Below are 23,699 nucleotides of genomic sequence, written 5' to 3'. Positions count from 1 at the left end.
ACCTTTCACAATAATCGACTGGAGGTTTTATACATGGCGAATGCGCAAGCTGGCTCGGGCGGGGTTCGAGTCAAAGTACAACGGTTCGGGAGTTTCCTGAGCGGGATGGTCATGCCAAACATCGGCGCCTTCATCGCCTGGGGGATCATCACCGCCCTCTTCATTCCAACGGGCTGGTGGCCGAATGAAAAATTAGCAGAACTCGTCGGTCCGACGATCACGTATCTGTTACCGCTCTTAATCGGGTTCACCGGCGGTAAGTTGATTCATGATGTACGAGGCGGAGTCGTCGGGGTACTCGCCACGATGGGGGTCATCGTCGGGACGGACATTCCGATGTTCCTCGGTGCGATGATCATGGGTCCACTCGGTGGATATGTCATTAAACAATTTGACCGCCTCATCGAAGGCAAAGTCAAAGCTGGATTCGAAATGCTCGTCAACAACTTCTCGGTCGGTATCATCGGTGGTCTTCTCATGATCGGTGGCTTCGAAGTGTTCGGTCCAATCATGAGCGGCCTTGATAAAGTCATGGCAGCCGGTGTCGACTGGATCGTCGGTGCGAAACTGTTACCAATCGCAAGTCTATTCATCGAGCCAGCGAAAATCTTGTTCTTGAACAACGCCATCAACCACGGGATTTTGAGCCCGCTCGGTGTCGATCAAGTGGCGGACGCCGGGAAATCGGTCTTGTTCTTACTTGAAGCAAACCCGGGGCCAGGTCTTGGTTTACTGCTCGCTTACATGGTGTTCGCGAAAGGCGCGGCCAAACGTACGGCACCAGGGGCGGCAATCATTCACTTCCTCGGTGGGATTCACGAGATTTACTTCCCATACGTCTTGATGAAACCAATCTTGATCCTTGCGATGATCGCAGGGGGGGCAACTGGGGTCTTCACATTCGTCTTGTTCGATGTCGGTCTCGTCGCACCAGCGTCACCAGGTAGTATCTTCGCAATCCTCGCGATGGCTTCACGCGGTTCGTACCTCGGGCTCGTCACAGGGATTCTCTTGTCGGCAGCGGTCACGTTCGCCGTGGCAAGTGTCATCTTGAAATCGAGCGCGGCAGAAGAAGTGTCACTTGAAGAAGCGACACAGAACGTCAGCGCGATGAAAGGCAAGCAGTCGTATGCGTCGGCTCTCGTCCACGACCGTCTCGATAAAGTCGATCACATCATCTTCGCTTGTGACGCCGGGATGGGTTCGAGTGCGATGGGCGCGTCGGTACTTCGCAATAAAGTGAACAAGGCGAACTTGCCGATTCGAGTCACGAACACATCGATTAGCCAATTGCCGAAAGACGCCCAATTCATCATCACCCATGAGGATTTGACGGACCGGGCCGAGGCACAAGTGCCGGATGCGATTCACCGTTCGGTCACGAACTTCTTGAACGCCGACTATTACGATCAATTGATCGAAGAAATTAAAGCAGAACGCAGCAAAATCTCATAACACAAGTAGACAGAGACAAGGGTTAAGGTATAGGAGGAACTAAAATGCCATTCATTCAGACAGAGATGATTCGACTCAACCAATCGTTCAACACGTCGGCCGAAGCGATTGACGCAGCCGGTGAAGTGTTAGAAGCAGCCGGATGCGTATCTTCGGCTTACGTCAAAGCGATGCACGAACGTCAAGCGATCTCGAGCGTGTATATCGGGAACCAAGTCGCGATTCCGCACGGGACCGAGGAAGCGAAATCCGCCGTTCAAAAGACGGGGATTTCCATCCTCCAAGTGCCGGCCGGCGTCGATTTCGGTGGCCAGACGGCGAAACTCGTCATCGGGATTGCCGGTGTGGATGACGAACATTTGGAACTCCTGTCCCAAATCGCGGTCATCTGTTCAGATGAGGATAACGTCGAGCGTCTTGTACAGGCGAAGACGAAAGAAGAGATTTTGTCGCTATTCATGGAAGAGGTGGCGTAATGAAAGCCGTACATTTTGGGGCAGGGAATATCGGACGTGGATTTATCGGATTGTTGCTCAATCAGAGTGGTTACGAGGTCACGTTCGTCGATATTAACGATACCGTCATCCAAGCGTTAGAAGACAAGCGATTTTATGAAGTCGGATTCGCCGAAGAAGGCGTCGACAACGTCCTCGTCGACCGGGTCCGCGGCGTCAACAGTTTGACCGATCCGGAGCGTGTCATCGCCCTCATCGCGGAGGCCGATCTCGTCACGACCGCGGTCGGACCGACGCTGTTGCCGAAAGTCGCGCCACTCATCAGCGAAGGACTCCGTGAACGCGTGACGTCGGCACCCGTTTATGTGATTGCTTGCGAGAACATGATTGGCGGTAGCGCATCACTTCATCAAGCGATCAAAGCGTCAGGTGGTATCGGGACGGCCAATGCCTCGTTCCCGAATGCGGCCGTCGACCGGATCGTCCCGTTGCAACAACACGCGGACCCGCTATTCGTCGAGGTCGAGACATTCTACGAGTGGGTCATCGAGACGAAAGGATTGGCCGAGCGGCCCCCGCTTCAAGGTGTGACGTGGGTCGGCGAGATTGGGCCATACATCGAACGGAAGCTGTTCACGGTCAACACGGGTCACGCCATCGCGTCGTACATCGGTTCCTTGTTCGGGAAAGCGACGATTGACGAGGCGCTGAAAGATCGCCGTGTCCGTCAAGTCGTCCAAGGCGCGTTGTATGAGACTGGTTGGCTCCTCCTTGAGAAGTACGGGTTCGAGGCGAAAGAACATAGCCAATACATTCAAAAGATCATCAAGCGGTTCGAGAATCCGAAGTTGAAAGATGAAGTCTCACGCGTCGCCCGCTCACCGATCCGTAAGCTCGGACCGAGTGACCGGCTCGTCAAACCGGCCCGCGAACTCATCGATAACGGCATCGAACCGAATGAACTGGCCTATGGAATCGCGGCTGCCTTGACCTATTACAACCCTGAGGATTCAGAATCTTCTGAACTTAATCTTTCCATCGAAGAAGACGGCATCGTCTCGACGGTAGAAAAATATCTCCAACTGCATGAGGATGACACGCTGACGAAGCTAATCCTCGAACAATACCACTTGATTCGCGAGCAAGAAAAAGCGCAAGTCTCGTAAAACGATTCTCCCGTGCCTGGTGGCATGGGAGATTTTTGGCATACAAAAAGACTGCAGCGCAGGGGCTGCAGTCTGATCAAGCGCGTGTCTTTCCAAACTCGATGTACGTCGTGACTGATTTGACATGTTTCACGACGTCCTTTTCAAGAAGTGGACGACTGAAGTAATAACCTTGGACGTAATCACACTGTTCGTTCAGTAACCATTCGAGCTGATCCGACGTCTCGACACCTTCCATGAGCACTTTCATACCCAAGTTATGACCGAGTTGAATCATCGAGCGAACGATGGCTTCCTGGTTCCGATCGGTGAACAAGTTGACGATGAACGACCGGTCGATTTTCAACACTTGAACCGGTAGCTCACGCAATTGACGGAACGACGAGTAGCCCGTCCCGAAATCGTCGAGTGAGATTAAAATCCCGAACTGGTGGAGCTGGGTGAGTTTCTCTCGCGTCGATTCTTCATATGACAGCATCGACGACTCCGTTACCTCGAGCTCGAGGAACATCGGGTCCATCCCGGTCTCATCCAAGATGGCCTGGAGCGACTCGACAAAATCCTCACGCGCGAACTGGAGCGGGGAGACGTTGACCGAAAGCGTGAACGGTTTCACGCCGGACTTATTCCAACGGACCCAGGCTCGGCAAGATTCACGCATGACCCAGCTGCCGATCGGGTGAATCAGGCCGGTGTTCTCCGCGATTGGAATGAAGTCGGTCGGTGACACGTGACCGAGCTCGCAGTTGTTCCAACGCAGGAGCGCCTCAACGCCTTCGAGTCGATTTTGCGTGAGTGACACTTTCGGCTGGTACACGAGTGAAAACTCATTTCGGTCGAGCGCCTGCGCGAGCGCTTTTTCGATTTCGACGGTACGAAGGATTTGATGCTTCGACTCGTCTTCGAATTCTTTGATTTGATTCTTACCGGTCCGTTTCGACTCGTGGACGGCGAGGCGTGCGTATTGCACGAGCTCCTCGGCCGACTTCGTATCTTTCGGATAATGACTGATGCCGGCGCTCATCGTCAGTTCGACGGTTGTCCCGTCGATATCGAAAGGTTGCGAGATCGCCTTGATACACTTCTCGGCTTTCTGTTTGGCGAGCGTGCTCCGCTTATCAAACAGCAAGATGATGAATTCGGATGAACCGACGCGCGTCAAAATGTCATCCGGGTGAATGGTCACTTGCAGACGCTCAGCGATTTGCATCGTCAGTTCGTCCGAGCCGTGATGCCCGAGCATGTCACTCAAGAAACGCCAACGGTCGATGTCGATGTAGAGACAAGCGACCGGGTCTTCGATTTGAATATGTTCGGCTAAAATCCGTTCGAGCTTATGCCGGTTGGGTAGATCCGTGAGCGTATCGTGATACGCCATATGTTCGACGAGCCGCTGTGAGGCAATCGTCTCCGAGACGTCACGCAAGAACCAAAGTACTTGGTCCATCGTTTCCCCTTTGAGTGGATAACTCGTCACTTCAATCGTCCGGTCGTCGAGATCGACGCGTCTCGGTTCATAGAACGGTTGATTGATTGTGAGCGACGGATGATAGTCTTGGAAGAAGGCATCCTGCTCGACTTCATCGAACAAGCGATAGAAGGCTGTGTTCGCGTATTGAATCATCCCGTCTTTCGTCGTCGTGACGACTGCATCCGTCGTCGAATCAAGAATCGTCGCTTGAATGAATTCTCGTTTGCGGAGATGACGATCGAGCGTGAGTGATAAGAAGAAGATGGCGAACAAGAGAATCGTAATCGCCGTCACGAGCCATGCGAGCAGTGAAGGCTCAATCGCATTGGCGAAAGGTCTGTCTGTCTCAACGAACGTGAACGTCGCCGCTAGCATGCCGACGAAATGCATGCCGAAGATGGCGACACCCATCAAAAGGGAGAAGAACACCTTCAGTTCCATATGCATCTTTTTCTGTGTGTACTTCGAAAAGAAGCCAATCCATAAGGCGCCGAGCGAGGCGCCGAGCGCAATCAAAATCGATAGCGTCGCCAACCATGGATTGTAGGAAGTCGTGACGCCTTGGAGCGCTGCCATCCCGACATAATGCATGCTGGCGATACTGCCTCCCATGACTAGTCCGGCACCGATTAGGGCTGGTCGAGTCGTGCGACGCGAGACAATCAAGAAGCCGAACATACAACCGGCCATGGCGATGACGACGGACAATAGGACGAGCGGGACCGAATACGTGATCGGTCGCAATACCTCATGGGCCAGCATGGCGATGAAATGCATCGACCAAATGCCGAGACCGAGTGTCGCGCCACCAGCGATGATCCAGACGTTTTGGGTGGAACGGTTCGCTGAATTGACACGTCGGGCCAGTTCGATGGCGGCGTAAGCAGAAACGGCGGCAATCAGATAAGACAGAATCACGAGAAACCCATTGTGACTCATCGAGTGTTCAACGACTGGTTCCATATATACCTCACTATGAATGTAATTTTTTTGTAATTTCAATTATACCTTGGAATTCAAAAGTCCATCTATCATTTTGCTTCATATAATAAAAATATTTTTTGCATGAAATAGGGAAGTCGTTCGGAAAGCGGGTAAACTACGGATAGAAGGAGGGGAGACGAATGATACCGACAAAGAAAGAAATCATCTTATTTCTCCTCATCGCGTTCGGGTTCTCATGGTTGGCGTGGTGGGGACTATTTATTGGGACCGAGTTACCGATTCAAGCGATTGTGCTCATCGGAGCGTTCGGTCCAAGTCTTGCCGGGAGTTACATGGCGTTCCGGGAGAACGGTTGGGAAGGTGTCACGACGTTATGGAAGCGGGGATTCGAGTGGCGGATGGCAGGCAGATACTATGCGTTCGGCCTGTTGTTCCTTCCCTCCGTTTTCCTGATTGCCTATTGGTGGTCCGATGCGGAAGGGGCGTTGCTGTTTGAGCGTCCGTGGCTCGTCGTGCCGACGTTCTTCTACATGCTGTTCCTTGGCGGCACGATGCAAGAAGAGTACGGATGGCGCGGTTATTTGCTCAACGCGTGTCAATTGAAGACGACCCCGATCAAAGCGAGTTTGTTCGTAGGGGGCATTTGGACCGTCTGGCATACGCCACTTTTTTTGATGGAGGGGACCGGGCAATCGCTCATCCCGTTTTGGGCATACGCCATGGCGATTCTCGCGTTCACGTTCATCATATCCTGGCTCTACAATGTTACGACGATGAATTTATGGTCCGTTTTCTTGCTCCATACGATGTTCAATGTCTCGTTCGCACTCATTCCGCTGATGAAGCCGGGCATGTTTCCGATCGGCTTTCTCCATTTGACGTTATTGCTCGTCACGACTGCAATCGTCCTCATCTGGCGAACGCATGGACATCTCGGTTACGATCATCTCGAGCAGCTCGAGGCGGTGGAAGGGTCGCATCAACCGAACGTTACGCCAGAAGCGGACGCGGGTAAAGACTAGCACGTATCATTCAGGAACAGAGGGAAGTGGACAGATTGAACTTTCGCCAGCTCGAACGTGAAGATGTAAAGCCGCTCCAACGGCTGTTTATGGAGAGTCTGAGTGATTTGATTCGCCGAGAACAGTTTGAGGATGCCGACTTGTTGGATGAAGAAGTCGAACGGTTGAATACGACCGTTCAAGACAGTTTCGAGGACGAGACCGTTCAAATTTTCGTGGTGCTCCAAGACGACGTCATCGTAGGGACGGCCGCGATTTTGCCTCCGAATGACATCATTACCGCACACGTCGACATCGAGCCAAACGTTCCTGAAATCGGATGCATGTACGTCGCACCTGGTGCCCAACGCCAAGGTGTCGGTCGTTTTTTGATTGACAACATGAGACGGCAACTCGTGGCAAATCAACAAACGGCATTTTATTTAGATGCCGGCTTTCCGACATCACAAGCCTATTGGGAGAAACGGCTCGGCCCTCCGCTCGTGACGATTGAGCACTATTGGGGTCCGGGGGCGCATCATAAAATTTGGCGTTGTCCCGCCAGTGAAAAAGAGACCTGATCGCATGCGATCAGGTCTCTTGCTTATTTATAAGTGCTCATAAATTGATGAATCCCAGAAGCGGTGGCATCTGCCATCCGTTGCCGGTATGTGGTGCTCGTCAAGTGCGAGCGGTCGTTCGAGTTGCTGATGAAACCATATTCGACAAGGGTCGATGGGACGCTGTTCTTGCCGACGACATAAACGTTTTGATATTTCACACCACGGTTACGAATCGTTGGGATTCGGACACCGAGTTCACGGTTGATGGCTGCCCCTAAACTACGGCTAGCCGAGATGTATGGGTTCGTCGTATAACTTTCACCGGTCGGGACGAGGACTTCGTGACCGTGGTAAGACGTATTCGTCGACGAGTTGTTATGAATGCTGACGAAGGCGCTACCTTTATACGATTTTGTCAATTCGACGCGTTGTGCGAGCGACAAGTACACGTCGTTCGAGCGCGTCATCCGTGCGTTATAGCCATATGTATTCGAGAGCGTACTCGCGAGACGTGCGGCGATATCGAAAGCGATGACTTTTTCGTACACTGATCCGTACACAGCCCCTGGGTCATTCCCGCCGTGTCCAGCATCGATCACGATCGTCCGACCTGAACCCGTTGATGTTGTTGGTGTCGTCGTCGTGGCCGGCTTCAAATACTGCGAAGCAACATAACCCGTCTTGCCGCCGTAACTGACCTTATACCAAGAGCCGTACTTGCTGACGTATTTGACGGTCGCACCGTTTGGGATGGTCAGCAACACCGTGCTCCACGAGGCTGCCGTCAAGCGCATGTTCAAGTTGACCGTCGTTTGGTAGGAAGTGGTAGAAGTCGTCGTAGTCGGGGCTCCGGTGGCTGTTAAGTATTGCGAAGCGACATAGCCCGTCTTTCCGTTGTAACTGACTTTATACCAAGAGCCATAACGACTGACATACTTGACGGTGACGCCGTTCGGGATCGTCGTCAAGACCGAGCTCCACGAGGCTGCCGTCAATCGCAAGTTTAAATTGACCGTCGTTTTGTAGTACGAGGCTGAGCTCGGCGTCATCGTCGAGGGAGTCGAAACTTTCACGTATTGCGAAGCGACGTAGCCGGTCTTGCCACCGTAGCTGACCTTGTACCAAGAGCCGTACTTGCTAACATATTTGACGGTCGCCCCGTTTGGAATCGTCAAAAGGACAGGACTCCATGTGGCGGCACTTAAACGAAGGTTCAAGTTTGCTGTCGTCGTGTATGTAGAGGCAGCTTCGACTCGGCTCGATTCGAAACCGTTCGGCGTCAAGTCGAATGGGGCGATGGCCATGCCACCAATGACGAGGGAAGAGCTAAGCAACAGTTTCAAGTTCCAAGATGATTTCGTTTGGTTCAATCGAGATCCGCTCCTTTATTCATAAGATAGGTGAAGTAGCTGTGAAATGAAATCGTCATCATGTCTCCGTTATTATATAAGGAAACAAGAAAAAAATGGAGGTTAATATGTAAATTGTTTGACTTTTTTTCAATAAGTTTATTTCCGGAGTTTCGGAAATAAAAAAAGAGACGCACGAGGGCGTCTCTCAATAAAGGATTATGCAAGTGGTGAAACATCTGTAGAAGCAACCTGGTTGACCGGTAAGCTCCAGAGTCGTGGGAAGTCCTCGGCTGCTATCTGGTTGACTGGTAAGCTCCAGAGACGTGGGAAGTCCTCGGCTGCTACCTGGTTGACTGGTAAGCTCCAGAGACGTGGGAAGTCCTCGGCTGCTACCTGGTTGACTGGTAAGCTCCAGAGACGTGGGAAGTCTTCGGCTGCTACCTGGTTGACGGGTAAGCTCCAGAGACGTGGGAAGTCTTCGGCTGCTACCTGGTTGACGGGTAAGCTCCAGAGACGTGGAAAGTCTTCGGCTGCTACCTGGTTGACGGGTAAGCTCCAGAGACGTGGAAAGTCTTCGGCTGCTACCTGGTTGACTGGTAAGCTCCAGAGACGTGGAAAGTCTTCGGCCGCTAATTCTTCTGATGTGAACGGGTTTTCTGAAATAAGCGGCTTTGAGATTCCCAAAAGAAGAAGCAAAGCTAATGAAACAATTATGGCATTTTTGAATTTTTTCATAAATAGTACCTCTTTTCTAGGTTGTATGCTGTGTATTTTTCCGTATATAAACAATATATGACGTAAAGGTACTATTTGGCAATCATTCAAGATGTGATTGATTCAATTTTAAGGCTGTTAAAACTTGGCGTGATTGAAGGATGGCTGATTCAAACATAGAACCTTTGTAATCGCTTGAGAAAACAGGTGCATGAATTTCAATCATCTCATCAATTTCCGAATTTGTAATTGGCAAGACTGAGCATTTAGACTTTTGACTTAAAATCGCACTGCATAAAGGTTGTTCTTCGTTAGTATTATAGTCTTCCTCGACTCCAGGTTTCCACCCAAATGAAACCTCCGGTAGAACATATAACAAATCACCGTCATTCAATTTTTCTACGCAGGTTTCAATTAAGTCGTTTTCGCACTGATCTACATTCAAATATCCTACAGATGATTTGAATGGATAAATATTTTTCATACTTCGTTTTAAAATAGTTAATGAAAGTTCAGGTCCGATAACCCATATTTTCTTTGAAGAATAGGTTTCGTTTAGTACGCGTGCAATTAAAGTGGGTAAAGTTTGATAGTAATCGATATGAAACGCATTAATAATAACACCTTTAGAATCTTGTAAAAGAGTTGTGAGGTTTTCGAGGCCTCTAAACTGATTTCGATCTGAGGTAGTAAATAATGCATCAATAGTAGGTGAGTTTTTTGTTGTAAAATAAATACGTGGCTTAACATAATCTCTAGCCAGAAGATTGCTAAGTTTGCTCATTTAGATGACCTCCTTTAGTTTATGCCCTATACCTTGCTTTTTGTCATGAATGGAATAAACTTTAGATGAGACAGTCTGTCAAAACTAACAGATTTCTCTTTTTGGGATTAGTTAAATTCTATCATGGATAAAAGGACTAGTGATTTCGTACCGTTTGGGAAAATAGGTGCTTAAAACCTTTGAAAATTGATGGTTTTTAAGTTCGATTTTCCTAATTGTGATAAAAAACAACGAAAACAGGGTCTAAAGTATTAAAAAAAGAGTCCAGGAGATGCTACTGCATGCAAAATAATTATGGGAATTTGATTAAAGTAGAGCGTCTGCGTCGAAATATGAAACAGTCTGTTTTAGCCCGTGGGATATGTTCTATCTCATATTTAAGCAAAATTGAAAATAACCAGACTATCCCTAGTGAAGAAGTACTAGAACTACTTTTTAGGAAATTAGACTTAGATATTCCTCTTTACGTGACAGTAACTGAAGCCGAAATCGAAAAAATTAAAGTAGAGATTTCAAGACTAATGAAAGAAGCTGTTTTATCAAGGGATTTAAATGAAACAGCAGATAATTTGAAAAAAATAGAGCGATATAAAAAGGATCATAGAATTTATAAACATAAGCCTTTATATATATTGATGTTACTAGTGTTAGCAAGGTTTGATTTTATGCCTGGCGGAAAACAAGGTTACTTAACTGAATTAGAATGGTTACAAGATCAATTTACTTCAGAAGACCGTATAAGGTTTAATATTCTCAAAGCTTTAAAATCTTTTTCATTAAATGATAAAGATACGGCTTTAGATTTAATGCAACAAGTTAGGGAAGACTTAGATACAACTTATTTGGAAGAATGGGAAATAGCCGACATCAATTATATTATTGGTGGAATGTATTATAAATATACGGATTATCTTCAAACAATTGAACATGTGAATAGGGCGCTATCGTACTTTAAAGATAATTTTTATGTAGAGCGAGTTATAGAGTGCCATTTAATTATTGGATTAGCCTTCAAGCGAAGAAAACGATTTAATGAGGCATTAGCAAATTATCAAAAAGCAATTAAAGCTGCTGGGGCTACAGACTTAAAAGGATATTACGGGATGCTTTACAACAACACAGGAGAAATATATTCTCTACAAGGAAATAGAGAGCTTGCCTTAGAATATTTCTTAAAAGGGCTAGAATATAAAGTTGAAAGTAAAAGTAAACTATTGAGTATTCTTTCTTTAATTGAAGAATATTCTATTAGGGGAAGTTCCCAAGAAGTATTGGATTGGGTAGAAAAAGGGGAAAGAATTATTCAAGAAGAAGGGGAAAATGATAACCTATCCGAATTTATATATCATTTCGGGGTTTTTCGTAATAAGTATACACATGGAAATAGTAAAGAATTGATTGAAAGCTTAAAAAAGGCAGTACAGTATTTTGAATCTTCCGATGACTACCATTACACTAACAAATACGCCCTTTGGTTAGCGCGTGAGCTACGTGAAAATGGGAAGTACAAACTATCTACTGAGTACTATGAGAAATCCATTGCGATTATGTCTCGATGGGATTAACGCCTCCTCAGGCGTTCTTTTTTTTGCACAAAAAAAGAGACGCCCGAATCGTCTCTTGTCGTTTATGGGGTGGTGAAATAATGAATCGTCCAAATCGGTTCGTTCAACAATGCTTCGTCTTCCACATGGCCCGTTTGAACTTGTTGGAGCAGGTGAATGATATGTTTTTGTAAATTGGCATCATGAGAGCCGCTTCGCAAAATTCCATCCTCACTTGCGATGATATAAAACCCACCCAACCGCAAAGGAATATGATGTCTAACAATCGATACGGCAGCTTGCAGTTCGGCTTGCCCGCCTTGAAGTGGCACGTTTATATCAAAACGTCCCCATTGTTTAAAGTCGCCTAGTTCTGAAAACGGTGGGTCGCGGTGATCCAACTTCATGACCTCCAATCTTGTCTGTCTCTTCCTTACTAGTATAGCTCTTTTTCTAGAATTAGCCTGCGAGAAAAATGGGAAGGGTAAATCGATGAGCCTTCGTTTCTCGATGTTACTCTTTTTCTAGATTATCCCAAAACATTCCTGCAAAAAATAGAAGCTAAGGCGTAAAAAACACGACCGGAATGACTCCGGTCGTGTTCATTGATGAATCGCTTCTTTCGACGTCGGCAATTCACAAATAAATGTGCTACCTTCCCCGTAAATCGATTCAACGTGTAAATGTCCGTCGTGCGCTTTCGCGATTTCTTTACAGATGGCGAGACCGAGTCCTGTCCCTCCGATTTTACGACGGTCTGAGTTATCGACCCGGTAAAATTTGCCGAACAAGTTCGGTAAGGCAGAAGAAGGGATACCCATCCCGTTGTCTCGGACTTTCATGACGACTTGGCCTTCGAGTCGTTCCAACGAGACGAGGACGTTGCCGCCTTCTGGAGAATACTTGATGGCGTTACTGAGCAAGTTACCGAGCAACTGCCGCATCCCTTCCAAGTCGGCCTCGATTTTGAAGTCTTGTCCGACATCGGCATCAAGGTGGAGATGATGCGAATCGGTTGTCTCTTGATAAAAGCTGATACTATCGCGGGCGAGCTCGAGCAAATCGACCGTCTCCCACTCGAACGTCTGTTTTCCGGCCTCCATTTTTTGAAGGTCGAGGAAGTCGTTGACCAAGTACGAGAGACGTTTCGCCTCATCGTGAATCGTCTTCAAGTACAATTCGCGGCGGGTTGCCTTCAAGTCACGCTCGAGCATCAACTCTGTGAATCCATAGATTGATGACAGCGGCGTTCTCAATTCGTGAGAGACCGTCGAAACAAGCTCCGATTTCATCCGGTCAATTTCAGTTTCGGCCGTCACGTCGCGCAAGACGAGCATGGTGCCGTGAATCTTCCCGTCTCGGTAAATGCTCTCTGCATAGACTTGAAGGAAGCAATCACCTTGATCCAATGAAATCGATAAACCGTCTTCCGGCGGCTCTTGGTCGAAGACACGTTCGATATAACTGATGAAAAGGTCTTGTTGATCGACACGTTCGGCAAACTGTTCGATATCAATCGATAACGTTGTCAGTTCCTCATAACCGGCGTATTCGAATTGAAGTTCATCGAACATGCGGATAAAGGCGCGGTTGCCGACGATCGTGTCTTCTTCATAGTTGAAATAAAGAATCGCTTCACGGACCGAGTTGATTAATTGTGCCGTCTCTTTACGGTCTTGTTGCATCTGGCGATAAAGCCGCGTCCGTAAGAGCGAAATGGCCAACTGGTTCGCGAACGCGTTCAACTCTGATGTTTCACTCGCATCGAACGGCTCATCGTAACAGGCCAAATATAAGCAACCGATCATCGTTCCGTCTGATGGATCTTTTACCGGGATGACGGTCTCATGGATATAGTACGGGTAGCCGTGAAGCTGGTCGGCCACTTTTTTTGAACTCGCCTCTAGCGTTCTTGAAATCATAACGCGTTTGAGTAAGAGCGACTGTACTTTCAAATCTTCTTGTTGTTCAGTGGTCATCCCTTTCGGTACGACGGACGTGATTTCATCGTCTTTGACGAGCAATACGGCCCCGAACTCGGCCTCGGTCAACCAGACGATTTTTTCGATGACAGCCGAATAGTCGAGTAACGATTCCTTCGAAGCGAGTACTTCAATCAATTCGTTACGATACTGCAGTTTGGTCTCGTTTTGTTTCGACGCCTCGAGCACGGACTGCATCTCTGCTTGCTTCGCGCGCATGTTTTCGTTTTGACTGACCATTCGTGTAATCAAAGGACGTCCAATTAATAAAATAGCAGTGATAAACATGACTAGCCCGGTCATCCAGATCCAACGCAACGTCAGAAGTTCGGTCGGTGAGACGGTATCGTCCCGAACGAACCAAGCACCGATTGCTGTTAAAACGAGGCTGGCGATACAGACACCATAAAGGATGCCGAGAATTTGACGACTGTTCAATTGTTCAATCCACTTGCCCATAATACGCTCTACTTCCTTCCTTAACTAAAAACCAACTCCAATTCCATCGTCGTATAACGGAAATATACAAAAAGAAAAATTAGATGAACACCGAATTGCTCAAACAATGTGCCATCAAGCATTCTCTGTTTAAATATCATATCTAGACGGATATACCCCGGATTTCAGCATCTTACACATTCGAATGTGCTTCCGATTGACACATGCGAAGGGAACAGGATAGCTTGAAAGAGAAGAAATGACTATGGAAGAGGTGCTCTTATGCTATCGATTAAACCTTCAGCGTTAACCGAGCGAGACACGTACAAATTTTTAATCGGGAGTATCGTTCCGCGGCCGATCGCTTTCGTGACGACTCGAAACGGCGACACAATCAATGCTGCGCCGTTTAGTTACTTTAACATCGTGGCGTCCGAGCCGCCGCTACTATCGGTATCGGTTCAACGTAAGAACGGTGTCATGAAAGACACAGCCCGCAATGCGGTCGCGACAGAAGAACTCGTCATCCATATCGTCGATGAGACGAACGTGGCTCTCGTCAACGAGACCGCGGCCAATTTAGGGCCAGCGGAGAGTGAGCTTGATCGGACGACGTTCATGACCGCACCAAGTGATATCATCGAGACGCCAGGCGTGAAAGAAGCCAAAATCCGAATGGAATGTAAACTGCACCATCACGTTCCGATTGAGCATGACGGGAAAGTGACGGCTGACTTATTGATTGCGCGAGTCGTGAGGTTCCATATTGACCCGGCGCTTTATGAAGCCGGACGTATCGACGCCGAACGATTGGCACCGGTCAGTCGACTCGCCGGAAACTTCTATGCCACGCTCGGCGAAACGTTCGAAATCGAACGACCGAAATAAATGCCATGGTGCCTGCTCGAATCGGAGACAAGGCGCCTTTTTTCGGGTAAAGAATGGAGAGCCCATTGGCATGATGGTTTTCTTTCACACGAGCGCTCGAATGTGTCACAATAAAGTCAGAACATTCTAATTTCTAACGCGTCAGCGATCAGAGAAAAAAGGGGAGTCGGCTATGTCATATCGTCCAGCCATTCAATCGATCATCAATGCCATTGAGACGGTGATCGTCGGAAAAGAAGATGTCATCGCAAAGAGTTTGACTGCTTTACTTGCCGGAGGGCACGTGTTATTAGAAGATGTCCCGGGCGTCGGGAAAACGATGCTCGTCCGGACGTTCAGTCGAGCCATCGATTTGGATTTCAAACGTGTCCAATTTACACCGGACATGTTGCCTTCTGATTTGACCGGAATCTCAATGTATAACCAAAAAACGAAAGAGTTCGAATATCGGCCGGGTCCATTGATGGGTAATATCGTTTTGGCCGATGAAATCAACCGGACCTCTCCTAAAACACAATCGGCCTTGCTCGAGGCGATGGCGGAGCGCAGCGTGACGGTCGACGGTGAAGTCAAAATTTTACCGTCCCCGTTCTTCGTCATGGCGACGCAAAACCCGATTGAACATGAAGGGACGTATCCGCTCCCGGAAGCTCAATTGGATCGATTCCTCCTTAAAATCGAGATAGGCTATCCATCTTTCAATGAAGAGATTGCACTGCTGACGCGGTTTGAGAAAGCAGAACCGCTTGAGGCGTTACAGAGTGTCATTACGAAACATGAAGTCGAACAGATGCAACGCGAAGTGCGCGATGTACACGTTTCGAGTGCCGTCAAACAGTATATCGTCCGCTTGATTCACGAGTCGCGCAACGACCCGAACACGTATCTCGGGGGCAGTCCACGGGCGACACTCGCTTTGATGAAGGCGGCACAGGCGTGGGCGTATATCCACAACCGTGACTTCGTGCTACCGGATGACGTGAAGGCGCTCGCCGGTAGTGTGCTCGGTCATCGCATCTTACTGACGGCAGAAGCACGCTATAAAGGGAAGACGGCCGAACAGCTCGTCAAAGGTTGGCTCGACACACTTCCGGTCCCGATGGATCGTGAGGTCAAAGAAGTATGAAAAATTGGATGAAGCTGTTCCTTGTGTGGGCGGCGGCATTCGGACTTTACGCATTCGCCCGGATTGAAGGGAGTATCGTCGCGTCGACGCTCTGGTGGTCATTTTTCGTCCTGGCCGCCTATTGGACGATTTTCATGATTTATCCGGTCACAGCCGCGAACGTGTCGCGCCGTGTGACGACGAAACGACTCGTCTCGGGCCAAACGATGGACGTGGAACTGCAAGTGGAGCGGAAATACCCGTTTCTTGTCGGGGTCGTCACGTTAGAAGAGACACCGCCGCCGCGACTCGCGACATCCACTGATGTCATCATTACCACGGTCGATCGTTTCTTTCGACGGACAGAGACGGTCCATTACGAAATCGAACAGATTCGACGCGGCATCCACGTGTTCGATCGGACCGTCCTTCACGTGCGAGACGTGTTCGGACTGTTCGACCGCAAACGGACGTTGCGACTCGAGACGGTCGTTGAAGTCTCACCTGCTGAACTTCCGTTCGACTTACCGCGTGACGAGCAAGTCGGTGGGCGAGGCGAACAGTATCGCCGCACGCGCACATATACCGAGGTTGCCAATACGACGAGTGGTGTCCGTGAGTATGCGGCCGGGGACCGCATCGGTCGAATCGATTGGAAAGCCTCGGCTCGACGCGGAAACTTAATGACGAAAACGTTCGACCAAGAGCAGGAGAAGAAACTGTCGCTTGTCTTTGTCCCATCGACAACGGCTGGGCATGAAGAAGCGTTCGAACGTTCATTGTCGCTTCTCGTTGGTGCAATCCGACAACTCGAGCGGAAAAATCTGCCGTTCGAACTGTATGTCATCGAAGAGCAGGTCCGTCTGTTCCATTTGCCGGACCAAAGCGCAGAGGTCGGCCATTACTTGCTGACAGCGACACCGGAGCCGGAAGGGCGCCTTGTCGAACGAGTGAAGCGCAACCTGCCGCAAGAAGTGGGGAACTTGATTTTGATTAGCCCACTCGAGACGAAATGGGTGCGTGAGATCATGAATGAGACACAAGGCAGCTATCACTTGTACACGGCGAACGAGGTGACGACATGACGGCATGGTTGAAACGAATCGTCTATACGGCGCTTGCCGCCTACTTGTTGTCATTTTGGGTCGAGCCGATTGTGGGCAGTACGACATTTGATGTCAATTGGCCGTTCTTGTTCCTGCTTCTCGTTCCGATGTTTGCGAGCTTGTTGCCTTGGTATGGTTTCATTGGTGTGGTCGTCTTCAATTTCTTTATCGTCTTGTACGTGTACCACGGGAGTATCCTGGATTGGTTCGGTCTATGGTTAGAGGATTTGAGCGGGGTACTGAGCGGGGCTTTGCCGGAAGAGGCGATTTTCTTCTCGGCGATGGCACTCATCGGGGTACTGTTCGCCATCCTGGTCGGACGCACGTATCCGAGCTATGGCTTCGTTCTCGGGATGATCGTTTCGACGCTCGGACTGATGGCTTACTTTGACACGTGGACGCTTTATGACGGGGAAGGGAAGATTTTACTCGCAATTTTAGCATCGCTCTTATTGCTCTTCGTCACCGACCTGGCGAAACGACCGAGCAAATCGCTCGTCCGCTATGTCAGTATCGCGCTCCTCGCTTCGGTCGTGTTGGCGCTCGCGAGCGTGTCGCCGACAATTGAAGGGGATTGGTCCGATCGGTTGACGACGAGTTTCCAAAATGCTGGGAACGATGAAGGCTCAGGCAGCGGTCGAGTCGGCTATGGGGTGAACGATGAACAACTCGGCGGACCGTTTGAGCAAGATGACGGCATCGTCTTCATCGCCCGTGGTGTGCCGGCGCGCTATTGGCGCATCGAGTCAAAAGAGATTTATACGGGGAAAGGCTGGGTCGAGTCCCCGGTCCTCGATTCCGAATATAACCGCGGACAACTCGTCGACCAAGCTGTCGATACGACACCGGAACAGGCGTTGCTCCGATTTGACCGGCGCCAAACGTTCGTCCCGTATGGTGGAGAATACCCACAGGCGACGGAGACGGACAATGGCACCGAATTCCGAGTCGGGAATATCGAAGAACCGTTTCCGAACGAGACGATTCACATCCGACCGTCCGGGAAAATCGTGTTCGACAATGACGGGCAAACGACGCCTCAGACGATTCAACTTCGCTACAGTGTCCCTTCCTTCACAGAAGAGCAACTGGCGTTGAATGAGCCGGTGACGACGTTGACGGAAGAAGAGCGGCAGGCGTACTTACAATTGCCGGATTCACTTCCGGATCGGGTCCGCGACTTGTCGGCCGATATCACGGGCGACAGTGAGACACCTTACGACCAAGCCCAAGCAGTCAAAGCCTACTTCCAATCTGGAGATTTCCAATACAATACGGAAGATGTAGCCGTCCCGGAAGGTGATACGGATTACGTCGATCAATTTTTGTTCGATACGTTAATCGGGTACTGTGACAACTTCTCGACCTCGGCTGCCGTCCTTCTCCGGGCGAGCGGAGTGCCGACGCGTTGGGTCAAAGGTTTCACGATGGGTGATGCGCGCGGGATTATCCAAGGGGAAGAAGAATACACGGTCCGGAACCGTCACGCTCACTCATGGGTAGAATATTTCGTGGAAGGCGCAGGCTGGGTCCCGCTCGAGGCGACCATCAGTTTCTCGGACGCCAACTTGCTTCAAGTCGAGACGGAGGACGAAGCGAATGCAGACGATCCAGCGGCCAATGATCCACAAGCGTCGCAAGACGACGAGCCCACGAATCGTCCGCAAGAAGATTTGGCACTCGATGATGTGACGTCGGGAGAGGCGGCAACGGAGAACTGGAATATGCCGGTATGGGGTTGGATTGTCATTGTCTTTACGGTCGCCGTTCTCGTATGGAACCGAAAATCGATTGAACGCCTCGTCATGATGCTTTGGTGGACACGGCGTCCATTGAATGAAAATCGACTTGTCGCCATGCATCGATATCTAGTGAAACGACTCCGCGGAGCAGGTTTCAAAGTCGACGGGCGCACGCCGTCCGAACTCGCCGCAGAGGTCGATGCTTATTATGAATCGACGGAAATGACGAGATTGACCCGTTTGTTTGAACAAAGTATCTATGCCGAAAAAACGCCGAATTCAAAATATAAAGAATATTGGAAAATCATGATTCGTCGAATTATGAGTTGAAGTAGGCGGATGCATACAGTAAGATAGACGCATTAGTTAGATAATTGAACAGCATTCCTTCGTATATACTCGCGAATTGGCGCGAGAGTCTCTACCGGACCACCGTAAATGGACCGACTATGAAGGAGCACGTTTCGTATACACAGAAAAGGGCGTGCTTCTTCTTCGGTTAAGTGAATCCGTGGGAGAAGCTCGCTCTTTTTTTGAGAAGAAGGCAGAAAGGTGGAGGTTTTGTGAAAATAGAACAAGAGATGATTTTGGTGCTCGACTTTGGAGGCCAGTACAACCAGTTGATCACACGTCGTGTGCGTGACCTTGGCGTATATAGTGAGCTTCATTCCCACAAGATGACCGCTGCTGAGATTCGTGAATTGGCTCCGGCCGGGATTATTTTCTCGGGTGGACCGAACAGTGTGTACGCGGAAGGCGCATATCGCTGTGACCCGGAAATTTTCGAACTTGGCATTCCGATTTTCGGAATCTGCTACGGCATGCAACTTATGACGCATCACTTCGGTGGACGTGTCGAACGAGCGGCACATCGCGAATACGGAAAAGCGACGCTCTTCTCGACACCGGAAGCGTCGGCGCTCTACAAAGGTCTCCCAGTGGAACATACGGTTTGGATGAGCCATGGCGACCTCGTCATGGAAGCACCGCCAGGATTTATCGTCGATGGGACGAACCCATCATGTCCGGTCGCTTCAATCAAGAGTGATGAACTCAAAATGTACGGCGTACAGTATCACCCGGAAGTCCGTCACTCTGAGTACGGCAACGACATCTTGAAAAACTTCATCTATGAAGTGTGTGGTGCCAAAGGTGAGTGGTCAATGGAGAACTTCATCGACATCGAAGTCGAGAAGATTCGCGAGATTGTCGGCGACAAGCAAGTTCTTTGCGCGTTGTCAGGCGGCGTCGACTCATCGGTTGTCGCAGCGCTCGTTCATCGTGCCATCGGCGACCAATTGACATGTATGTTCGTCGACCATGGTTTGCTTCGTAAAAATGAAGCGGACAGCGTCATGAAGACGTTCGCGGACGGTTTCAATATGAAAGTCATCAAGATTGACGCGCAGGAGCGTTTCATGGCGAAACTTGCCGGCGTTTCAGATCCAGAACAAAAACGAAAAATCATCGGCAATGAGTTCATCTACGTGTTTGACGAAGAAGCGTCTAAACTTGTGGACATGGACTTCCTTGCCCAAGGTACGCTTTATACGGATATCATCGAGAGTGGAACGGACACGGCTCAAACAATCAAGTCGCACCATAACGTCGGTGGACTACCAGAAGACATGAACTTCACGTTGATTGAGCCACTTAACACGCTCTTTAAAGATGAAGTGCGTGAACTCGGGACTGAACTCGGGTTACCGGACTATATCGTTTGGCGCCAACCGTTCCCGGGACCAGGTCTTGGCATTCGTGTTCTCGGTGAAATCACAGAAGAGAAACTTGAAATCGTGCGTGAGTCAGATGCGATTCTGCGCGAAGAAGTGAAGAAAGCCGGTCTCGAACGTGATATTTGGCAATATTTCACGGTCCTTACACCAATTCGTTCAGTTGGTGTCATGGGCGACGAGCGGACGTATGACTATGCGGTCGGCGTACGTGCCGTCACCTCGATTGATGGAATGACTTCAGATTGGGCCCGCATTCCATGGGATGTACTCGAGAAAATCTCGGTTCGTATCGTCAATGAAGTCAGTCACGTCAACCGTGTCCTGTACGACATCACATCGAAGCCACCAGCAACAATCGAGTGGGAATAACCACCAGAGGGGAGAAATCCCCTCTGTTTTTATTTGTTAAATCCGAACAATAGATCGAAATATTTGATTAAAATCCGTCATTTGTGTTGACATTCGATTTTGCCGTTGTTAAGATAAAAACGTTCTTATCATATCCGAACAATTAAAAATTATTTTGCCGTATAATATCGGGAATATGGCCCGAGAGTCTCTACGAAATCACCTTAAATGATTTCACTACGGCGAGACATAGATCAGGGACTTATGTCCCTGTATGTTTCGCGTGGGGTCTCCGGTTATCAATCGGGGACCTTTTCTCGTTTTACGGCGAGCCAAGGAGGAAAACCAATGAGCACACAGCTCAAGCAAGAACCAAATCACCAACCATCAGGAAACCGGATTGAACGTTACTTCCAGTTGAATGAACTTGGAACGAACATCAAAACGGAATTGATCGCAGGATTCACTACGTTCCTGGCAATGGCTTACATCTTGTTCGTTAACCCGAACGTGTTAGGTGCAGCAGGAATGGACATGGGCGCTGTTTTCGTGGCAACCGGTCTTGTCGCCCTCGTCGGTTCTGTCATGATGGGCTTGTTCGCCAACTATCCGATTGCGATCGCTCCGGGTATGGGGCTTAACGCCTTCTTCGCGTACAGTGTAGTTCTCGGCATGGGTATTCCATGGCAAACGGCACTATCAGGGGTTCTCGTTTCTGGTTTGTTCTTTATCGTTTTAACACTGTCAGGTATTCGTGAGACAGTCGTCAACGCAATTCCGGGACCACTCAAAATGGCGGTCGCGGCAGGGATTGGTTTCTTTATCGCCTTTATCGGTTTGAAAAATGCAGGTATCGTCGTCGCCAACGAAGCGACGCTCGTCGGTCTCGGTTCACTCGGAACAGGGACGACACTCCTTTCAGTGTTCGGTCTTGTAGTGACAGCATTGTTAATGGTTCGAAATGTAAAAGGTGGTATCTTCATCGGGATGCTTCTCACGGCAATTGTCGGGATGATCTTCAATCTTGTACCGACACCGACTGCCATTTCAGACATCATCTCGGCACCACCGAGCATGTCATCGACGTTCGGACAAGCGTTCATCAATTTCTCAGAAGTCTTCACGGTCCAAATGCTAGTCGTCATCTTGACGTTCTTCTTCATTGATTTCTTTGATACAGCGGGTACGCTCGTAGCGGTAGCTCGTCAAGCAGGAATCATGAAAGACAACAAAGTGCCACGTGCGAGTAAAGCGCTCATGGCTGACTCAACAGCAACAGTGGCAGGTGCAATCTTTGGGACATCGACTGCGACGTCATATGTAGAATCGTCGGCTGGTGTAGCGGCCGGTGGTCGTTCGGGCTTGACGGCTGTATTCGCAGGTTTGTTCTTCGGATTGGCGCTCTTCTTCTCGCCACTCTTGGCAGTCGTCACATCGGCGGTCACAGCCCCTGCATTGATTATCGTAGGAGTACTCATGGCTTCGGCTTTACTCGATATCGACTGGAGAAAGCTAGAAATCGCGATTCCTTCATTCATGACGATTCTGATGATGCCCCTCACTTCGTCGATTGCGACGGGGATTGGGCTCGGATTCATCTTGTATCCGCTCATGATGATCGCGAAAGGGAAGACGAAAGAGATTCATCCAATCATGTACGGCATGTTAGTAATCTTCTTGGCTTACTTTATATTCTTGCCGCACGCGTAATGAAATGAAGCCGACTCGGTTTATGAGTCGGCTTTTTTGTATGTAGTGTTTTCAGGTAAGAAGGGGTCGTACATGGTTAAAGCATGGTTTTCTGTGATGAACTCATTTCGGATGAATGTGCCATCTTGGGAGAAGACGCTTCTAAATATTTGGTTATGCCGAACTGTTCCACCCCACCATTCATTCGTGAAGTGGTGGTTTTCTTCATATATCTCATATTGAACGGTTGGTGGGATATTGGACCGCCATTGCCCTACGAGATAATCCCCCTCTATATATAGAAGGAGTTGAAACGTCTGTGCCGTCCGATTGGTGATTTGAAGGTCTAAATAGTTGTAGGAACATGTGGCGCCACTCCCAAAAGGTTGGTCCCTTCGTGAATCAGGGAAGACATCATAACTGTGGCGGTAACGCTCGGTCACTGTGAGTGGGCTATGGAGCGTGATCCAATAAATCAAGTTGGATAATTGGCACAATCCGCCCCCGGTTCCAGTCGTGACCTTTCCGTAATGCAAAATCATTCCGTCCACATAGCCCTTTCGTTTTGTAGGTCGCCCGATGGCTTTCCAATATGAGAGCACTTCATTTGGAGAAACGATGATGCCATTTAACTGTTTAATGGCGATATTAAGATTAATGACTTTATTCTGTTGCATTTTGAGATCGATATCTCGTAATTTTCGGTAGAGTGGGGTGCGGTGCTCATAGATGAGGTGGGGCAGTGGTGCAGTATCTCGTTTAGAAGTGTACCGCTTATTATCCGTCATCCATTGTGTTCGGCGTTTTAATATGTAATACTGTGTTCCTGCCCAGATGCGCAGGTTCGATCGTTTCTTTGGCTGCAGTTGGAGCATCAAGTGTCACCTTCTTATAAGTTGGTATTGATGAGTATTCGTCGACAGGGAAAAATTCCCTTCTCCAATACAATAGATGCGAGTAAGGGGACGAGAAAAATCTTTTAAAGTTTTTTTAGAATAATGCTTGCCATGTGATAGAAAGGGATGCTATAGTTATCTCTGTTGCCAGCGCTGCTTACAACTTAGTAAACAAACTGGTTGACACACAATAATGATAAATGTTATTATCATTTAGTCGCCAAGAGCGACAGACGAACTTTGAAAACTGAACGATGAGGCAAAAAAGTTTTACAATTTTTGAATGAAGCGCAAGCTTCGTCATTTTTAAAGAGCTATA

The 23,699-nt window shown here is 48.9% G+C and carries 19 protein-coding genes and 2 riboswitches; of the genes, 12 read left to right on the top strand and 7 right to left on the bottom strand.

Annotated features, from left to right (window positions below; translation table 11 throughout):
• Nucleotides 1–33: 33 nt before the first annotated feature.
• From KNP95_RS13080 to KNP95_RS13070, 3 genes are read left to right on the top strand one after another with little or no spacing between them, the layout of a single operon-like run.
• Complete coding sequence (locus tag KNP95_RS13080; RefSeq protein ID WP_214716155.1) at nucleotides 34–1,455, top strand: PTS mannitol transporter subunit IIBC; 1,422 nt, start codon at nucleotides 34–36, stop codon at nucleotides 1,453–1,455.
• 44 nt (nucleotides 1,456–1,499) lie between these two features.
• Entirely contained in the window at nucleotides 1,500–1,931 is a 432-nt protein-coding gene (locus tag KNP95_RS13075; protein ID WP_214837644.1) for a PTS mannitol transporter subunit IIA, read from the top strand.
• A complete protein-coding gene (locus tag KNP95_RS13070; RefSeq protein WP_214837640.1) occupies nucleotides 1,931–3,076 on the top strand; it encodes a mannitol-1-phosphate 5-dehydrogenase in 1,146 nt (381 codons plus the stop codon). Before KNP95_RS13075 ends, KNP95_RS13070 begins: the two co-directional genes overlap by 1 nt.
• A 76-nt stretch (nucleotides 3,077–3,152) precedes the next feature.
• On the opposite strand, the gene KNP95_RS13065 is transcribed toward KNP95_RS13070, so the two are convergent.
• Complete coding sequence (locus KNP95_RS13065; protein WP_251138561.1) at nucleotides 3,153–5,510, bottom strand: bifunctional diguanylate cyclase/phosphodiesterase; 2,358 nt, start codon at nucleotides 5,508–5,510, stop codon at nucleotides 3,153–3,155.
• Nucleotides 5,511–5,671: 161 nt separating this feature from the next.
• Here KNP95_RS13065 and KNP95_RS13060 point away from each other — a divergent pair, with 161 nt between their 5' ends.
• The gene (locus tag KNP95_RS13060; RefSeq protein WP_214803435.1) at nucleotides 5,672–6,514 is read left to right on the top strand and encodes a CPBP family intramembrane glutamic endopeptidase; all 843 of its coding nucleotides are present in this window, start codon (nucleotides 5,672–5,674) and stop codon (nucleotides 6,512–6,514) included.
• A gap of 35 nt (nucleotides 6,515–6,549) precedes the next feature.
• A complete protein-coding gene (locus tag KNP95_RS13055) occupies nucleotides 6,550–7,074 on the top strand; it encodes a GNAT family N-acetyltransferase (RefSeq protein WP_214837637.1) in 525 nt (174 codons plus the stop codon).
• A gap of 23 nt (nucleotides 7,075–7,097) precedes the next feature.
• Here KNP95_RS13055 and KNP95_RS13050 read toward each other — a convergent pair whose 3' ends face one another.
• The 3 genes from KNP95_RS13050 to KNP95_RS13040 all read right to left on the bottom strand — a co-directional run bounded on the left by KNP95_RS13050 (nucleotide 7,098) and on the right by KNP95_RS13040 (nucleotide 9,906).
• On the bottom strand, nucleotides 7,098–8,426 hold the full coding sequence (locus KNP95_RS13050; RefSeq protein ID WP_214837634.1) for an N-acetylmuramoyl-L-alanine amidase family protein: 1,329 nt from the start codon (nucleotides 8,424–8,426) through the stop codon (nucleotides 7,098–7,100).
• Between the two features lie 198 nt (nucleotides 8,427–8,624).
• Nucleotides 8,625–9,092: a hypothetical protein gene (locus tag KNP95_RS13045; RefSeq protein ID WP_214837631.1), complete on the bottom strand. Its 468-nt coding sequence runs from the start codon at nucleotides 9,090–9,092 to the stop codon at nucleotides 8,625–8,627.
• A gap of 133 nt (nucleotides 9,093–9,225) precedes the next feature.
• Nucleotides 9,226–9,906, bottom strand: a complete 681-nt coding sequence (locus KNP95_RS13040; protein WP_214837628.1) for a hypothetical protein — start codon at nucleotides 9,904–9,906, stop codon at nucleotides 9,226–9,228.
• Between the two features lie 281 nt (nucleotides 9,907–10,187).
• On the opposite strand from KNP95_RS13040, the gene KNP95_RS13035 reads away from it, so the two are divergent.
• Nucleotides 10,188–11,471: a helix-turn-helix domain-containing protein gene (locus KNP95_RS13035; RefSeq protein ID WP_214837625.1), complete on the top strand. Its 1,284-nt coding sequence runs from the start codon at nucleotides 10,188–10,190 to the stop codon at nucleotides 11,469–11,471.
• 62 nt (nucleotides 11,472–11,533) lie between these two features.
• Here KNP95_RS13035 and KNP95_RS13030 read toward each other — a convergent pair whose 3' ends face one another.
• Both KNP95_RS13030 and KNP95_RS13025 read right to left on the bottom strand, forming a co-directional pair.
• Nucleotides 11,534–11,851: a hypothetical protein gene (locus tag KNP95_RS13030; protein ID WP_214837623.1), complete on the bottom strand. Its 318-nt coding sequence runs from the start codon at nucleotides 11,849–11,851 to the stop codon at nucleotides 11,534–11,536.
• A 201-nt stretch (nucleotides 11,852–12,052) separates the two neighbouring features.
• Nucleotides 12,053–13,891, bottom strand: a complete 1,839-nt coding sequence (locus KNP95_RS13025; RefSeq protein ID WP_251138560.1) for an ATP-binding protein — start codon at nucleotides 13,889–13,891, stop codon at nucleotides 12,053–12,055.
• 261 nt (nucleotides 13,892–14,152) lie between these two features.
• Between KNP95_RS13025 and KNP95_RS13020 the strand changes: the two genes are divergently transcribed.
• The 6 genes from KNP95_RS13020 (at nucleotide 14,153) to KNP95_RS12995 (ending at nucleotide 22,505) form a co-directional block, all read left to right on the top strand.
• Nucleotides 14,153–14,758 carry a flavin reductase family protein gene (locus KNP95_RS13020; RefSeq protein WP_214837620.1) on the top strand — a complete coding sequence of 202 codons (606 nt, stop codon included), beginning with the start codon at nucleotides 14,153–14,155 and terminating at the stop codon, nucleotides 14,756–14,758.
• A 172-nt stretch (nucleotides 14,759–14,930) separates the two neighbouring features.
• Nucleotides 14,931–15,884, top strand: a complete 954-nt coding sequence (locus KNP95_RS13015; RefSeq protein ID WP_214837617.1) for an AAA family ATPase — start codon at nucleotides 14,931–14,933, stop codon at nucleotides 15,882–15,884.
• Entirely contained in the window at nucleotides 15,881–16,948 is a 1,068-nt protein-coding gene (locus tag KNP95_RS13010; RefSeq protein WP_021065164.1) for a DUF58 domain-containing protein, read from the top strand. The genes KNP95_RS13015 and KNP95_RS13010 overlap by 4 nt, the downstream gene beginning before the upstream one ends.
• Complete coding sequence (locus KNP95_RS13005; RefSeq protein WP_214837614.1) at nucleotides 16,945–19,041, top strand: transglutaminase domain-containing protein; 2,097 nt, start codon at nucleotides 16,945–16,947, stop codon at nucleotides 19,039–19,041. The genes KNP95_RS13010 and KNP95_RS13005 overlap by 4 nt, the downstream gene beginning before the upstream one ends.
• Nucleotides 19,042–19,080: 39 nt before the next feature.
• A riboswitch (purine riboswitch) is annotated at nucleotides 19,081–19,181 on the top strand.
• A gap of 111 nt (nucleotides 19,182–19,292) precedes the next feature.
• Complete coding sequence (gene guaA, locus KNP95_RS13000; protein ID WP_029596121.1) at nucleotides 19,293–20,816, top strand: glutamine-hydrolyzing GMP synthase; 1,524 nt, start codon at nucleotides 19,293–19,295, stop codon at nucleotides 20,814–20,816.
• 137 nt (nucleotides 20,817–20,953) lie between these two features.
• Nucleotides 20,954–21,055: riboswitch (purine riboswitch) on the top strand.
• Between the two features lie 88 nt (nucleotides 21,056–21,143).
• The gene (locus KNP95_RS12995) at nucleotides 21,144–22,505 is read left to right on the top strand and encodes an NCS2 family permease (RefSeq protein WP_021065161.1); all 1,362 of its coding nucleotides are present in this window, start codon (nucleotides 21,144–21,146) and stop codon (nucleotides 22,503–22,505) included.
• 20 nt (nucleotides 22,506–22,525) lie between these two features.
• On the opposite strand, the gene KNP95_RS12990 is transcribed toward KNP95_RS12995, so the two are convergent.
• Nucleotides 22,526–23,359 carry a VanW family protein gene (locus tag KNP95_RS12990; protein WP_214837611.1) on the bottom strand — a complete coding sequence of 278 codons (834 nt, stop codon included), beginning with the start codon at nucleotides 23,357–23,359 and terminating at the stop codon, nucleotides 22,526–22,528.
• Nucleotides 23,360–23,699 lie beyond the last annotated feature (340 nt).

It is taken from the genome of Exiguobacterium sp. s36 (assembly GCF_018618345.1).
In the GTDB taxonomy this organism is placed as follows: domain Bacteria; phylum Bacillota; class Bacilli; order Exiguobacteriales; family Exiguobacteriaceae; genus Exiguobacterium; species Exiguobacterium chiriqhucha.
This window is presented reverse-complemented; position numbering and strand designations above follow the sequence as displayed.